Origin of the sequence: Lysobacter sp. 5GHs7-4 (genome assembly GCF_021284765.1) — a bacterium.
GTDB lineage: Bacteria > Pseudomonadota > Gammaproteobacteria > Xanthomonadales > Xanthomonadaceae > Lysobacter.
Window position 1 is genome coordinate 3,066,172 of sequence record NZ_CP089924.1, and the last position, 15,925, is coordinate 3,082,096.

The 15,925-nt window shown below is 67.4% G+C and carries 9 protein-coding genes; 5 read left to right on the forward strand and 4 right to left on the reverse strand.

Annotation, left to right across the window (positions count from 1 at the left end; translation table 11 throughout):
* Window positions 1-509: 509 nt before the first annotated feature.
* The 5 genes from LVB77_RS13860 to rnfB all read left to right on the forward strand — a co-directional run bounded on the left by LVB77_RS13860 (window position 510) and on the right by rnfB (window position 9,963).
* On the forward strand, window positions 510-3,344 hold the full coding sequence (locus tag LVB77_RS13860; RefSeq protein ID WP_232906683.1) for a TonB-dependent receptor: 2,835 nt from the start codon (window positions 510-512) through the stop codon (window positions 3,342-3,344).
* Between the two features lie 390 nt (window positions 3,345-3,734).
* A complete protein-coding gene (locus tag LVB77_RS13865) occupies window positions 3,735-6,569 on the forward strand; it encodes a TonB-dependent receptor (protein WP_232906684.1) in 2,835 nt (944 codons plus the stop codon).
* A 175-nt stretch (window positions 6,570-6,744) separates the two neighbouring features.
* Window positions 6,745-7,179 (forward strand): DUF2147 domain-containing protein, encoded by a 435-nt coding sequence (locus LVB77_RS13870; RefSeq protein WP_232906685.1) that lies wholly within the window; start codon window positions 6,745-6,747, stop codon window positions 7,177-7,179.
* 232 nt (window positions 7,180-7,411) lie between these two features.
* Entirely contained in the window at window positions 7,412-9,490 is a 2,079-nt protein-coding gene (metG, locus tag LVB77_RS13875; RefSeq protein WP_232906686.1) for a methionine--tRNA ligase, read from the forward strand.
* 35 nt (window positions 9,491-9,525) lie between these two features.
* Complete coding sequence (gene rnfB, locus LVB77_RS13880) at window positions 9,526-9,963, forward strand: Rnf electron transport complex subunit RnfB (RefSeq protein ID WP_232906687.1); 438 nt, start codon at window positions 9,526-9,528, stop codon at window positions 9,961-9,963.
* Window positions 9,964-10,082: 119 nt separating this feature from the next.
* Here the strand turns inward: rnfB and LVB77_RS13885 are convergent, their stop codons facing one another.
* The 4 genes from LVB77_RS13885 to LVB77_RS13900 form a co-directional block, all read right to left on the reverse strand.
* Window positions 10,083-11,132, reverse strand: a complete 1,050-nt coding sequence (locus LVB77_RS13885; RefSeq protein ID WP_232906688.1) for a TraB/GumN family protein — start codon at window positions 11,130-11,132, stop codon at window positions 10,083-10,085.
* 23 nt (window positions 11,133-11,155) lie between these two features.
* On the reverse strand, window positions 11,156-12,157 hold the full coding sequence (locus tag LVB77_RS13890; protein ID WP_232906689.1) for a DUF1684 domain-containing protein: 1,002 nt from the start codon (window positions 12,155-12,157) through the stop codon (window positions 11,156-11,158).
* A 2-nt stretch (window positions 12,158-12,159) separates the two neighbouring features.
* Window positions 12,160-14,010 (reverse strand): DNA mismatch repair endonuclease MutL, encoded by a 1,851-nt coding sequence (mutL, locus tag LVB77_RS13895; RefSeq protein WP_232906690.1) that lies wholly within the window; start codon window positions 14,008-14,010, stop codon window positions 12,160-12,162.
* A gap of 178 nt (window positions 14,011-14,188) precedes the next feature.
* Complete coding sequence (locus LVB77_RS13900) at window positions 14,189-15,781, reverse strand: N-acetylmuramoyl-L-alanine amidase (protein ID WP_232910296.1); 1,593 nt, start codon at window positions 15,779-15,781, stop codon at window positions 14,189-14,191.
* Between the last annotated feature and the right edge of the window lie 144 nt (window positions 15,782-15,925).

The window sequence follows — 15,925 nt, forward strand, 5'->3', positions numbered from 1 at the left end:
TTCGGTATCGCCCGAACCATTATCGCCGAGCGCTTTCCTTATTCGAAGAATCGACCCCAGTTGGGTGCCCGCTGAAACCGCCTGCGCGCCATCGCTCATTTTTTTTCCGGCGGGAAGTTAATCCGTCGGCGGACGTGCATTCCATAAAAGGTTCGGTACGTTATTTACGCATCCACCTGTCGCCCGACGCAGCGATAGCAGTGCCCAGGTTGGGACACTCGCTCCGGCACGCACTCGACCGCCGTGGCCTGCCGGCACACATTCTCCCCATTGAGTCCTTTTCTTCAGACCGATTAATGCAAGCCTCGCTGAGCGCGCAACGGAACGCGGCCATCACCCCCCCACCCCGTTGCGCCAAAACGGTTCGGCACACTTTGCCTAGTCTGTCCGTTCGATAAGCACATGCAAACTACGTTAAGGCCATGTTACGTTCGGCCTTGTCGGGGGGATTGACTGACATAGATATGGCCAAGGACAGGCCCACCATCCAAAAAGTTAGGGGATAACTCATGGAAGTAACCGAGAAGCGGCTGCCGCGCAGCCGTCTGACTGCAGCACTTTTGGCGGCTTTGATCGCGCCCGCCGCCGGCGGTGCGTTCGCCCAGGACGCCGCGCCTGCCCAGCCTCAGCCTGCCAGCGACACGCCGACCGACGTCGACGGCGTCACCGTGGTCGGTTCGCGCATCAAGCGCGCGCAGATCGAAGGCCCGGCGCCGGTCACCGTCATCAGCCGCGACGACATCGATAAGCAAGGCTTCCAGACGGTCTCCGACATGCTGTCGTCGCTGACCCAGAACACCACCAACTCGTTCACCGGCGACCTCGCCGTCAACGGGTTCACGCCCAACGCCCAGGTGGTCAACCTGCGCAACCTCGGCCCGGGTTACACCCTGGTCCTGGTCAACGGCCGTCGCATCGCCGACTACCCGCAGCCCTACAACAGCGACCGTTCCTCGGTGAACGTCGGCGCCATCCCGTCCTCGATCATCGAGCGCGTGGAAGTGCTGGCCGGCGGCGCCTCGGCCATTTACGGTTCGGACGCGGTCGCGGGCGTGGTCAACATCGTCACCCGCACCAACTTCGACGGCAACCTGCTGCGCGGCACGGTCGGCACGACCGGCGCGGGCGGCGGCGACAGCGTCAACCTCGAGTACTCGGGTGGCCGCGTCGGCGACAACTGGAGCACGACCTACGCGCTGCAGTACAGCTACAACGAGCCGATCTTCGCCTCCCAGCGCGACTTCATGGACGACCTGCGCGACGGTCCGCGCGGCAACCGCGTCGGCCCCAGCCTGTCGCTGGTCGCGATCGACCTGCTCAACCGCAACCGCGCCGCGTACTACCCGGGCGACGCCGTCTGCGACCGCTTCGGTTTCTCGCCCTACCTGTCCGCCACCCGCGGCCAGATCTGCGGCTCCTACGACTCCGTCGCATCGCGCTCGCTGTCCAACAAGCGCGAAGCCATGTCGGGCTACGCCTACGGCACCTACGACTTCAGCAACGGCATGCAGGGCTGGGGCAGCCTGATGCTGAACAACTCTGAGTCGACCTCCAGCAGCGGCACCGAGTTCTGGGGCACCGCCGGCGACCCGTTCCTGCCGGCCAGCTTCTACTTCGATGAAGGCCTGGGCACCTATGTCCAGCTGCAGCGCGTGCTGACGCCGAAGGAAGTCGGCGGCAACACCGCCGTGGTGACCAAGTACAAGGAAAAGAGCTACGACTTCGCCACCGGCCTGCGCGGCGACTTCGGCGACCGCTTCGACTGGGATCTGTCGGCCTCCTACGGCCGCTACGATTACAAGTCGGACTCGCCGCGCCTGCTCGCCAAGGCCGTGCACGACTATTTCCTCGGCCCGCAGACCATCGACGACTACGGTTATGCGCACCACACCCTGAACCTGGATCGCTGGCACACGCCGCTGACCCCGGAGCAGTACCGCAGCATGTCGACCCGCGTGGTCAACAAGGGCCACACCACGTCGGCGCAGGCGAACTTCGTCATCAGCGGCGATCTGTTCGACATGCCGGCCGGTCCGGTGGGCTTCGCAGGCACCATGGAGTTCGGCCGTCAGACCATCGACCTCAAGAGCGATCCGCGCACCGATCCCGCACGTACGCCGGACGCAAGCACGCCGTATAACCTGGTCAGCTCGGGCAACATCCAGGGCGAACGCGACCGTTACGCGATCGGCGCCGAGTTCCGCGTGCCGCTGCTGGATACCTTGAGCGCCCAGCTGGCCGGCCGTTACGACAAGTACGACGACATCACCCAGGTGGACGGCGCATTCACCTACGGCCTGGGCCTGGAGTTCCGTCCGATCGAGCGCCTTTTGCTGCGTGCGAACTACTCCACCAGCTTCCGCGCGCCGGACATGCCGCTGGTGTTCGCGCAAGGCGTCGCCTCGTTCGCCGGCATCGTCGACTACTACGGCTGCCGCCGTGGCGGAGACACGGTCACCGAGTGCCGTGCCAACAACCACCCCAGCCAGTACCAGACGCTGAACCAGACCGTCGGCAACCCCGACCTGCAGGAAGAAAAGGGCAAGTCGCTCACCGCCGGTTTCGTGCTGGACCTGATCGAAGGTATGTCGATGTCCGTCGACTACTACAAGATCGTCCTGGACGACCAGGCCACGGGCCTGAGCCTGGACTACATCCTGGAGAACGAGGCCAACTGCCGTCTCGGCACGCTGCCGGACGGTTCGCCGGTCCCGCAGGGCCAGAACTCGGCGTTCTGCCAGGACATCGTGTCGCGCGTCACCCGTCAGGTCGCCCCGGGCAACCCGGACGGCCGCGTCGTCAACGTCCGCGCCGGTTACATCAACGCGTCGCGCTCGGAGAACACCGGCATCGACGCGACCTGGCGCTACCGTTTCGACACGGACCGTTGGGGCAACTTCGACTTCAATCTGGCCTACAGCCTGAGCCTGGGTGAGAAGTACAGGCAGTTCGAGGAAGACGATCTGATCGACTACCGCGACCGCCTGGACAACGACAACCAGCGCAGCCGCGTGCGCGGCAGCGTGACCTGGGAGAAGGGCGACTGGACGACGACCGTGTTCGGTCAGCGTCTGGGTTCGGCGCCGAATGCGGCCGAAGCCTCCGGTCGGGATGCGGTGACGGGCGTGTACTACGGCGCCCGTCTGCAGCCGTACATGCTCTACAACCTGTCGATCGAGAAGAAGTTCGGCGAGAACATGGAAGCCGCGTTCGTCGTCAACAACGTGCTCGACAACACCCACCGCAAGGATCCGAGCAACACGGGCTATCCGTTCTTCAACCCGTTCATCGGTGCCGACCCGTACGGCCGCGCGTTCTTCCTGCGCCTGTCGTACAAGTTCTGATCCAAGCAAAACGCAACAGAAAAAGCCCGGCGCAAGCCGGGCTTTTTTTATGGGCGCGATGCATGCGGGTCCGCAAGGCACCGGGTGAGGGTCGCAAGCGCCCCCAACGGCCGGCGGTGTGCGCCCGATCAGGCGAGCTGGGCCGGCTCAATACGCTCCCACGGCCCAACCTCGTCGTTACGAGTGCACAAAATTACAACTTCACATTGCCATAAAGCATAAAATCCATACAAAACAACATATTACATAACGCCTCGCGCATGCCAAAAAAGTGTGATGGCGTGATGACATGGACGTTAACCCCATGTTAAGTTCGCCTATAAGGGGACAGCTTCATGCCAAGGTCGGCAAACAGAGCAACACGTCAAGTTCACTTTGGGGGACAACCTAATGGCAGTTCGCAACGCACACGGCCTGCAGCGCAGCAGGCTGACGGCGGCGCTCATCAGCGCCTTGGTCCTGACCACCGCCGGAGCGGCGGCTGCTCAGGACACGCAACAAACGACGCCCCCGGCCGGCAGCGACAAGCCGACCAACATCGAAGGCGTCGTCGTCACCGGTTCGCGCATCAAGCGCGCGGAAATCGAAGGTCCGTCGCCGGTCACGATCATCAGTTCGGCGCAGATCGAGAAGGAAGGTTTCACCACCGTCTTCGACGCGCTGGAAACCCTGACCCAGAACGGCGGCGCGGTTCAGAACGAACTGAACTCGGCCGGCGGCTTCACGCCTAACGGCAGCCCGGTCAACCTGCGCGGCCTCGGCCCGGGCCGCACCCTGCTGCTGATCAACGGTCGCCGCGCGGCGGATTATCCGTTCCCGTACAACGGCCAGAGCAACTTCCAGAACTTCGGCGCCATCCCGGCCGCCGCGGTCGACCGCATCGAGCTGCTGGCCGGCGGCGCGTCCGCCATTTACGGCTCCGACGCCGTGGCCGGCGTGGTCAACGTCGTGCTGAAGACCAACTACGAGGGCAACACGGTCAAGGTCCGCGGCGGCACCACCAGCGAAGGCGGTGGCGACTTCGGCGATATCCAGTGGGTCGGCGGCAAGACCGGCGACAACTGGAGCGTGACCTACGCGTTCGAGTACTTCGCCGACGAGCCGATGTGGGCCTACCAGCGCGACTTCATGGATTCGCGCCGCGACAACCCGTTCCCCGGCTTCCTGGGCAACCAGCCCGCCAGCACCCTGCGCATCAGCCGCTCCACCGGCGGTGCCAATTCCTACTTCGCTCCGCCGGCCGGCACCTGCGCCAAGTTCGGCGGCGAATATGTGGACCACACCTTCCGCTCGCAGAACACCACCACCGGCGTGGTCACCACGCTGGGCCAGGCTTGCGGCTACTACGACGATGTCGGCTATCAGACCATCGCCAACGGCAACCGCGACCTCTCCGCCTACGTTTACGGCACCTACAACCTGGACAACGGCATCGAGCTGTGGGGCAGCCTGCAGGGCTATAACTCGAAGTCCAAGCTGAGCGGCGGCGTCGAGTTCTTCAACGGTCCGCACATCGACGGCACCGGCACTTTCACCACGATCTTCGCGACCAACCCGGGCATCAACACCAACGTCACCCTGCAGCGCATCCTCACGCCGCAGGAAGTGGGCGGCCTGGAAGCGACGATGCAGAAGTTCAACGAGAAGTCGATCGACCTGGCGGTCGGCGCGCGCGGCACCTTCGGCGAGCGCTTCGACTGGGACTTCACCTTGGGACGCGCCGAGTATCGCGCCGACCGCACCCGTCCGCGCCTGGACGGTTCGGCTCTGACCGACTGGTTCTTCGGTCCGCGCCTGAATACCACCGGCACGCCGCGCTACCTGATCAACCTGGATCGCTTCTACACCCCGCTGACGCCTGAGCAGTACCGCTCGATGTCGTCGATCCTGAAGTACGAAGCCGAATCCTGGGTCACCCAGGGCAGCTTCGTGCTGTCGGGCGATCTGTTCGATCTGCCGGCCGGCCCGCTGGGCTTCGCCGCCACGTTGGAAGGCACCCAGCAGGGCTATGACCTCAAGTCGCCGGACGGCATCCTGCCGACCAACCGCACCGTGTACAACCTGACCGGCACCAACGGCGGCGGCGATCGCGACCGTTACGCGCTCGGCGTCGAGTTCTCCGTGCCGGTGCTGGATTCCTTGAAGCTCAGCCTGTCCGGCCGCTACGACAAGTACGACGACATCACCAACGTCGACGATGCCCGTACCTGGGGCGCCGGTCTGGAATGGCGTCCGCTCGAAAGCCTGCTGGTGCGCGGCAACTACGCCACCAGCTTCAAGGCACCGGACATGCACTATGTCTACAACGAGGGCAGCGGCAGCTTCAGCAACGTGCTCGATACCTATCGCTGCTTGAACGCCGGCCTGACCCCGGGCCAGTCGGGCTGCACCACCACCACCTACACCTACTCGATGTTCGCCACCAGCCAGGGCGAGCCCTCGCTGGAAGAAGAGAAGGGCAAGTCGTGGAGCGCCGGCTTCGTGTGGGATCTGGGCGATTCGTTGTCGATGAGCGTGGACTACTACGACATCGAACTGGAAGGCGCGGTCACCACGCTGAGCAGCACCTACATCATCGACAACGAGGGCGGCTGCCGTACCGGCCTGACCCGTACGCGTAGGCCGTTCCCGTTCGCGTCGAACTCGGCGTTCTGCCAGGAAATCCTGAGCCGCGTCACCCGTACTCCGGCGCCGGGCGAACCGACCGACCGCGTGACCAACATCCGCAGCGGCCCGGTCAACCAGTCGCTGCTGCATGTGGCGGGCATCGATGCGGTAGTCGATTACCGCATGGACACCGACCGCTGGGGCGACTTCCGCTGGAACCTGGCCTACTCGCACACGCTCAAGAGCGAGCGCCAGTTGGTCGCGACCGATCCGGTCGAGAAGGATTGGCGCGACGATCCGGGCAACTTCGATTTCCGTAGCCGCATCCGTGCGTCGATGGGCTGGTCGAAGGGCGATTGGACCTCGAATCTGTTCATGATCCGCTACGGCAGCCTGCCGAACTGGCAGGAAACCGGCCGTATCGCACCGTACATCGTGTGGAACGCGAACGTGAGCAAGCAGATCACCGACAAGCTGGAGCTGACGTTGTTCGTGAACAACGTTTTCAACAAGCTGCATCCGGAAGATCGCGGTTTCAACAGCTACCCGTACTTCTGGCGTTCGTTCAGCCCGACCGGCCGCGAAATTTCGGCCCAGGTCGAGTACAAGTTCAACTGATCCACGCTTTACGTTGTCCCCAGAAGCCCGGCGCAAGCCGGGCTTCTTTTTGCCTAAACGCCGGCCGCCGGGCCGCGCTGGCCCGGCCTTCCATACGCCGACGGATGCGGTATAAAGAAGGTCAGCCGCGCGGGCGCCGCCCGGTCGGAATCATGCCTATCCCTGGGAGGGGAACATGCGTACCAAACTGCTTGCATTGCTCCTGCTCGCGCTGCCGATGGCGGCGTTCGCGCAGAACACGCCGGTCGGCACCTGGGTGACGATCGACGACAAGACCCAGAAGCCGAAGTCGACGGTCGAAATCTACGAGGCGAAGGACGGCAGCCTGGCCGGCCGCGTGACCAAGGTGCTGCAGTCCGACCGCGGCCCCAATCCGGTCTGCGACAAGTGCTCGGGCGACCGCAAGAACAAGCCGGTCGAGGGCATGGTCATCCTGTGGAGCGTGCGCAAGCACGGCGACAGCTGGGAAGACGGCAAGATTCTCGACCCGGCCAGCGGCAAGGTCTATTCGGTCAAGATCACGCCGGTCGACGGCGGCAAGAAGCTGGACGTGCGCGGCTTCATGGGCTTCTCGCTGCTGGGCCGCACCCAGACCTGGGTACGCCAGTAAGCGCAGGCGCTGCATACGCGGTATCGGCGACCCGGCTTCGGCCGGGTCGTTGCGTTTTGGGGCCGGGATTGGGCGGTGCATCGGCCTGTCCACCGGTAGCCGAGTTCCATCGCGGCTCACACCGCTCCCGCAGCAAGCCAGAGCGGTCGGCGGCGCACCTGCGGAGGCGGACTGCACGGGACCTGCGCCGGGCGCGTGCCATAATTCTCGATCCCTCACCGCAACGCCGCCCATGTCCCGCGAGTTCGTCGTTACCTGCGCCCTGCCCTACGCCAACGGGCACCTGCACCTAGGCCACCTGGTCGGTTACACCCAGGCCGACATCTGGTGCCGCGCGCAACGCATGTCGGGCCACCGCGCCTGGTACGTCTGCGCCGACGACACCCACGGCACGCCGATCATGCTGGCGGCCGAGAAGGCCGGGGTCACGCCGGAGGCGTTCATCGCCGGCATCCAGGCCAGCCACGAGCGCGACTTCGCCGATTTCGGCGTCGCCTTCGATCACTACGACTCGACCAACTCGGCGCGCAACCGCGCGCTGACCGAGGCCATCTACGCCAAGCTCGACAACAACGGGCATATCTCGCGGCGCTCGGTCGCGCAGCTGTACGACCCGGTCAAGGGCATGTTCCTGCCCGACCGCTACGTCAAGGGCATCTGCCCCAACTGCGGCACGCCCGACCAGTACGGCGACAACTGCGAGAACTGCGGCGCGACCTACGCGCCCACCGAGCTCAAGGAGCCGCGTTCGGTGGTCAGCGGCGCCACGCCGGAACTGCGCGAGTCGGAGCACTTCTTCTTCGAGATCGGCGGCTTCGAGGCCTTCCTGCGCGAATGGCTCAGCGGCGACGTCGCGATTCCGGGCGTCAAGGCCAAGCTGCTGGAATGGCTGGACGCCGACGGCGGCCTGCGCGCCTGGGACATCTCGCGCGATGCGCCCTACTTCGGTTTCGAGATTCCCGGCCATCCGGGCAAGTACCTGTACGTGTGGCTGGACGCGCCGATCGGCTACCTGAGCAGCTTCGAGGCGCTGTGCGAGCGCGAGGGCCTGGATTTCTTCTCCTACCTCACCCGCGACAGCCAGGCCGAACTGCACCACTTCATCGGCAAGGACATCGTCACCTTCCACGGCCTGTTCTGGCCGGCGGTGCTGCACGGTTCGGGCTTCCGCGCGCCGACCCGCCTGCACGTCAACGGCTACCTGATGGTCAACGGCGAGAAGATGTCGAAGTCGCGCGGCACCTTCATCCAGGCCCGCACCTACCTGGACGTGGGCCTGGAGCCGGAAGCGCTGCGCTACTACCTCGCCACCAAGACCGGCGGCGGCGTCGACGACGTCGATTTGAACCTGGCCGATTTCGTCGCGCGCGTGAACTCCGACGTGGTGGGCAAGTTCGTCAACCTGGCCAGCCGCTGCGCGGGCTTCATCGAAAAGCGTTTCGACGGCCGCCTCGCCGATGCATTGCCGGAGCCGGCGACCTACGCGCGTTTCGTCGAGCAGTTGCAGCCGATCGCGCAGGCCTATGCGCGCAACGAAGCCGCGACCGCGCTGCGCCTGACCATGGCGCTGGCCGACGAGGCCAACAAGTACATCGACGAGCGCAAGCCCTGGGTGCTGGCCAAGCAGGACGGCGCCGACGCCGAACTGCAATCGGTGTGCACGCAGGGGCTGAACCTGTTCCGCGTGCTGGCCGCCGCGCTCAGGCCGGTGCTGCCGCGCGTGTCCGCGCAAGCCGAAACCTTCCTGGGCGCGCCGGTCGCGTTGTGGAGCGATCTGGATGCGCCGCTGCTCGCCCATCGCATCCAGGCCTATGCGCCGCTGTTCACCCGTATCGACCCCAAGCAAATCGAGACCATGATCGAAGCCTCCAAGGAATCGCTGAAGCCCGCCGACACCGAGACCAGCGCCGCCGCGCCGGCCGTCAAGGCCACGCCCACGCCTGCCGCCGCCGCACCGGCCGCCGCGGCCAATGCCGCCGCGACCATCGGCATCGACGACTTCGCCAAGCTCGATCTGCGCGTGGGCAAGGTGCTGGTCTGCGAGTTCGTCGAAGGCTCGGACAAGCTGCTGCGTTTCGAGCTGGACGCGGGCGATCTGGGCAAGCGCCAGATCTTCTCCGGCATTCGCGGTTCCTACGCCGAGCCGGAAAAGCTGGTCGGCCGCAACGTGGTGTTCATCGCCAACCTGGCGCCGCGCAAGATGCGCTTCGGCATCAGCGAGGGCATGATCCTGTCGGCCGGTTTCGACGGCGACGGCCTGCACCTGCTCGACGCCGACGGCGGCGCGCAGCCGGGCATGCCGGTCAAGTAAGACCGGCGCAGCCACGGCCCGGCACGGCCGCAGCCATGTCCTCCACACCTCACGACAGCCTGAAAGCCGCCGACCTGGTCGAGCGGCTCGACCGCCTGCTGCCGCAGACCCAATGCGGCCAGTGCGGTTACGCCGGCTGCCGTCCCTACGCCGAGGCCATGGCGCAGGGCGAGGCCGGCGTCGACCATTGCCCGCCCGGCGGCGATGCCGGCGCGCGCGCGTTGGCGCGCCTGCTGCGCGTGCCCGCGCGCCCGTACGACCGCAGCCGCGGCACGCACAAGCCCGCGCCGGTGGCGCTGATCGTCGAAGCCGACTGCATCGGCTGCACCAAGTGCATCCAGGCCTGCCCGGTCGATGCCATCATCGGCGCAGCCAAGCATATGCACACCGTGATCGAACCGCTGTGCACCGGCTGCGAGCTGTGCGTGCCGGCCTGCCCGGTCGACTGCATCGAGCTGGTGCCCGCGCGCTGAGCCGCGCCCTTACATAGGATGCGGTGAGCGCAGCGAACCGCATCGCGCGCCCCTCGCCCCGCCCATGTTCGTCGCAGCTGCGCTGCCAGCGGCATCGCGGCAGCGCGTGCGCTGCCCCGTTAGCGCTTGGCCTTTGCGCCGCCCGCCGGAGCGACGGCCGGCTTGGCCTCGGCCGGCGGCGCGAGATCCGCGGTATCGGGCGCGCAGGCCGAACACACGCGTTCGACCTTGTAGCCCTTGGCGCGCAGCTTTTCGACCACGCCGTCCTCGCCCAGCAGGTGCAGCGCGCCGACCACCACCAGGGTGTCGTCCTTCTTGGACTCGTCCAGCATTTTCGCCAGCTGCGGCACCCAGGCGTCGTTGCGTTCGACGTTGACGATGCGATACGTCTGCGGCGACTTGTCCTTCATCTCGGTGCGGGTGAGTTCGTCGAGCTTGGCCAGGTCGCCGTCGCGCCAGGCGTTGTGCATGTCGGCGAGCATGCCCGGCATCTCCGTCGCGCGGTCGAGGAAGTCGCGCAGCCCCTCGATCTGCTCCGGCATCGGCGAGCCGTCCAGCACCGCCAGCTGCGCTTCCATCGTTTCCAGGCCGGCGGTGGGCTTCTTGGCGTCGGCGGCCTGCTTCATCAGGTGCATGTCCAGACCGATCTGCGGGCTGAAGCCCATCGCCTGCGACACGCCCAGCATCAGCGACAGGTTCACGAACCACGGCTCGTAGCCGTCCAGCGCCGCCACCGGCACGCCCTGCTTGCCCATCAGGCGGGTCAGCTTTTCGCGCAAGTCGGCGGGCAGCACCTGGCTCAGCGTGCGGCCGTCGCCGTAGCCGGCCGCGGCCATGAATTTGGCGGCCGTGCCCGGGTCGGTCATCTGCTCCGGCGGCACTTCGAACACCACTTTGTCGGCGGCCGCGAACGCGGCGTCGATGTCCGGCGACAAGGGGTAATCGTCGCTCTTGAGCAGATGGAACGAGCCCAGCAAGTAGACCGCGTTATCGGCGTCGGACACCTTCCACAGCAGCGGCACCGGCGGCGCCTTGGCCGGTGCGGCGGCGGCGGGCTTGGCGCCGGTCACGGGCGCGCTGTCCTGCGCCGAGGCGATCGCCGAGGTCAGTGCGGCGAGGATCAGCGCGCAGGGCAGCAGGCGCTTCAAGCTGGGATGGCGCAGGAGCATGGGGTGTTCGTCCTTGGAATCGGTCAGTGCGCGCCGGCGTAGGCCTTCTCGCCGGCGGTGATCGCCAGGTCGAGACGGTTTTCCTGCGGCGGCAGCGGGCAGGTCGCGAACGCGGTGAACGCGCACGGCGGGTTGTAGCTCTTGTTGAAGTCCAGCATGACACGACCGCCGATGCCCGGCTTGGGCGCATCGAGGAAACGGCCGGCGCCATAGCTGCCGTGGCCGTTGGTGCGGTCGGCGAAGACCAGGAACAGCTCGTCGCCGCCCTCGTCCAGCGCTTCGATGCGATAGCTCTTGCCGCCGCGCTCGAACTCCACGTAGCCCGGGTTCGGCACCTGCTCAGTGGTGCCCACGATGTTGGCGATCGCCAGCGTCTTGCCCGCCGGATGCGCGACGAACTTGCTGTCGACCACCCAACCGGCATCGGCCTGCCAGTAGGGAATGTCCTTGAAGCCGCTGCGCGTGGCGGCGTCGGCGTGCTTGATGCGCAAGGCATAGCGGTCGCCGCGCTTGATCACGGTCAGGATGCCCTTGCCCTCGTCGAAGCCGAGCTTGCTCGGACCGGCGGGGTCGGTGTCCACGCGCAACTCGGTGGCGCCCTTGAGCGGCTGGTCGTCCAGCGTGAACACCGTGCCGCGCTCGGGCACGAAGCGCACGCGGCCGTCCTTCTTCAAGTCGATCAAGCCGTAGTGGCCGGGGCCCATCGCCACGCGGATGCCGTTGTCGGGCTCGCTGCCGAAATAATGCGGGCCCGGGTCCAGCCAGTGCAGTCCGACCAGGCTGGTCCAGCCGTCGGGCTTGGTCAGGTTGGCCTTGCGCTCCTCGCGCCAGACCTGCTGCTCGCCGACGAAGGCGGCGCTGGTGGGTTTGCTCGGCGCCGGTTCGGCTTCCTTGGCCGCCGCGGCGTCGCCGCCGGCCGCGTCGAGGTCGCTTTCGGAACGTCCGCCACCGCCGCAGGCGGCCAGCGCAAGGCACAGCACGATCGGGCACAGCAGCCGCTGGCGCGGCGTAGTCGGCAGTCGCATTCTCAACGTCCTCGCAGGAACCATCGGTCGATTTCGGACAAGCTGAAACGCGCCCAGGTTGGCCGGCCGTGATTGCATTGGCCGGAACGCTCGGTCGCTTCCATTTCGCGCAGCAGCGCGTTCATTTCGGGCAGGGTCAGGCGCCGGTTGGCGCGCACCGCGCCGTGGCAGGCCATGGTCGACAGCAGCTCGTCGCGCGCGGCGGCGACGCGGCGCGATTCGCCGTGTTCGCGCAGGTCGGCCAGCACGTCGCGCAGCAGCGCCTCGACGTCGCCGTGCGCGAGCAAGGCCGGTACCGCGCGCAAGGTCAGCGATTGCGGACCGCTGCGCGTCACGTCGAAGCCCAGCGCATCCAGCGTCTGCGTTTCGCGCTCGGCCACCTCGGCCTCGCGCTCGGACACGGCCAGCGTGGCCGGCACCAGCAGCGGCTGGGTGCGCAGGCCCTCGCCGTCGTGGGCGTGCTTGAGCTTTTCGTAGCCGATGCGCTCGTGGGCGGCGTGCATGTCGACCACGATCAGGCCCTCGGCGCTTTCGGCCAGCACGTAGATGCCGTGCAACTGCGCGATCGCGTAGCCCAGCGGCGGCAGGCTGGCGTCGTCGCTGTGCGGCAGCGCCGGACGCGGCGCGCCGGCATCGAAGGCCGGCAGCGGCGCGTAATCGGAATACGCCGGCGCGGCCGCGGTGTCGCCCGGCGCGCCATACAGCGCCGCATAACCGTTGCGCGTTTCCGCGACCTGGAAGCCGAGCGGGCGCGTGGGCGCGCTCCAGTTGTAGCTGGGCTGCGCGCCGCCGATGGGCGCGGCCATGCCCGGCTGCAGGCCCGCAGGGTCGGGCATGCCCGGCTGCGGCGCGATGCCGGCGCGGGTCTCGGCCAGCGCGTCGTGCAAGGTGCGATAGACGAAGTCGTGGATCAGGCGCGAGTCGCGGAAACGCACCTCGTGCTTGGCCGGATGCACGTTGACGTCGACGCGGCGCGGATCGAGCTCCAGGAACAAGACGTACGCCGGCTGCCGGCCGTGGAACAGCACGTCGGCGTAGGCCTGCTTGACCGCATGGGCGACGCTGCGATCGCGCACCGCGCGGCCGTTGACGTACAGGTACTGCTGGTCGGCGCTGGCGCGATTGTAGGCGGGCTGGGCGATCCAGCCGTGCAGGCGCAGCCCGGCGCCGGCATGATCCACGCGCAAGGCGTTGCGCGCGAACTCCTCGCCCAGGGTTTCGTTGATGCGCGCATCCGACAGCAGATCGCCTTCGCCCTTCCAGCGTCGCGAGGGCTTGCCGTTGTGGGACACGCGCAGTTCCACGTCCGGGCGCGCCAGCGCGAGCTGGCGCAGCCATTCCTCGATATGGCCCAGTTCGGTGCGTTCGGCCTTGAGGAACTTGCGCCGCGCCGGCACGTTGAAGAACAGGTCGCGCACTTCCACCGTGGTGCCCTGCGGGTGCGGCTTGGGCGTGATCTGGCCGACGCGGCCGCCGTCGACTTCCAAGGTGGCGCCGTGCTCGGCATCGATGCGGCGCGAGACCAGGGCGAAGCGGCTGACCGAGGCGATCGACGGCAAGGCTTCGCCGCGGAAGCCCAGCGTGGCGACGCCTTCCAGGTCGTCCAGCGAGGCGATCTTGCTGGTGGCGTGGCGCGAGATCGCCAGCGGCAGTTCCTCGGCGGCGATGCCGGCGCCGTCGTCGCGGATGCGGATCAGGCGTACGCCGCCTTCTTCCAGGTCGATGTCGATGCGGGTCGCGCCGGCGTCGAGCGCGTTTTCGACCAGTTCCTTGACCACCGAAGCCGGGCGTTCCACGACCTCGCCGGCCGCGATCTGATTGATGAGGGTGTCGGGGAGTTGACGGATAGCCACTGAGCGACCGGGCGCCGCCGTGGCGCCGTGGGAATACGGCTTGGATGATAGCCGTTCGGCGCGGGCTTCCGCGATCCGTTTCGCGCTTTCGCGACGCAGGCCCGTTCCGCCGCACCGCGACGGCGGAGTCTTATCGCGGGGAGGCGTTCATCGCGGCCCGATCAGGCCGCACCGAGGTTCAGGGGCTGCCGCCGCCCGCGCCCATCGCCACCGGCTGGGCATCGGCGCGCGCGGCGTACAGCGTGCCCGGTGGCGGCTGGCGGGTGAAGTAGGTGTTGACGCCGTCGAGCACAGCGCGCGCGAGCGCGCGCTGGTGCGCGGGGTCGGTCAGGCGGCGCTCTTCGTCCGGGTTGGAGATGAAGGCGGTCTCGACCAGCATCGCCGGCATGTCGGAGGTGCGCAGCACCGCGAAGTTGGCGCGCTCGATATGCGGCTTGTGGTTGTTGCCGACGCGCTTGAGCCCGTCCAGCACGTGCCCGGCCGCGTCTTCGGACGCCTTCATGTGGCCGCTCTGGGTCAGGTCCAGCAGCACCGAGGTCAGGGTGTTGTCCGCTTCCTGCAGGCGCACGCCGCCGACCAGATCGGCCGAGTTTTCCTTGTCCGCCAGCCAGCGCGCGCGCTGCGAGGACGCGCCTTTGAGCGAAAGCACGTAGACCGAGGAGCCCTTGGCGGCGCGGTTCTCGGCGGCGTCGGCATGGATCGACACGAACATGTCGGCCTTGGCCTGGCGCGCGAGCTGGGCGCGACGCGGCAGCGGGATGAAGACGTCGCTGTCGCGGGTCAGATAGGCCTTGAGCCCGGGCGTGGCGTTGATCTGGCGCGCCAGTTCGCGCGCGATCGCCAGGGTCACGTCTTTTTCGCGCTTACCGGCCTGGCCGACCGCGCCCGGGTCCTGGCCGCCGTGGCCGGGATCGATGGCGATGATCAGCGGGCGCATGCCGCGGCCGCGCATCACGTCCTTCATGGTCTTGACCGCGCCCGGCGTGGTCAGGTCGTCGGCCGGCGGCGGCGCGCTCGCGGCGGCGGGCGTGGGCGTCGGCACGCCGGTGGCGATGCGGGTGGGCACGCCGGTGGCGACGGTGGTCGGCACCGAGGCGGTCGCCACTTTATTGGTCACGACCAGCGGGGTGTTGGAAGACGCCGGCTGCGATGCGGTGTTTTGCGGGGCGGCACTCTGCGGCGCCGGCGCGCCGGGTGCGTTGCGCGCGGCGAGCTCGGAGATCAGGCGCGTGGTCGCCGCGGCCGAGGCGGCGGCTTGATCGACGCCGCGGCTGTCGGACACGACCGCGGCGGTCGCGGACGGCGGCGCCGTCACCTGGGCGACGGTCGACGGCGCGGACGCAGGCGGCACGGTCTGCGCGGCCATGGACGAGGTCGGCGCCGCGGCCACCGGCTTCGGCTCCACGCCGTCGCCCGGCCACTCCAGCACCAGGCGTGCGCCGTTGGCGGTCGGCTCGATGCGCGGCTTCAGCGCCGCCACCGGCTGGGTCAGATCGAAGACGATGCGCACGGTGCCCGGCGCCGGCTGGCCGGTGCGCACGGATTTGACGATGCCCGCGCCGGCGGTCGGCAGGCGCAGGCCCTTGGCCAGCGAAGACGCCGGCAGGTCGACCGCCAGGCGGTCCGGACCCTTGAGGGAAATCAGCTTGAATTCGCCGCTACCGTCCAGGGCGATCTCGGCGCGGGTGCCGGTGGCGCCGCTGCCGAGTTCCAAACCCTTGATTTCACTGGAATGCGCAAGATTCCAGGCCAGCGCCGACAGCAGCGCCATGCCGAGCAGGAATTTCTGAACGGTGGCCCCTTTTACGCGCATGGGCGGTAGTCAAGCACCAGCGCCCAAGAAAAGCAAGCACTTTTCCCTTTGGAATCCGGTACCTGCCGCCACTTCCTGTGGAAACGTTCAGAAGTCGGCCGC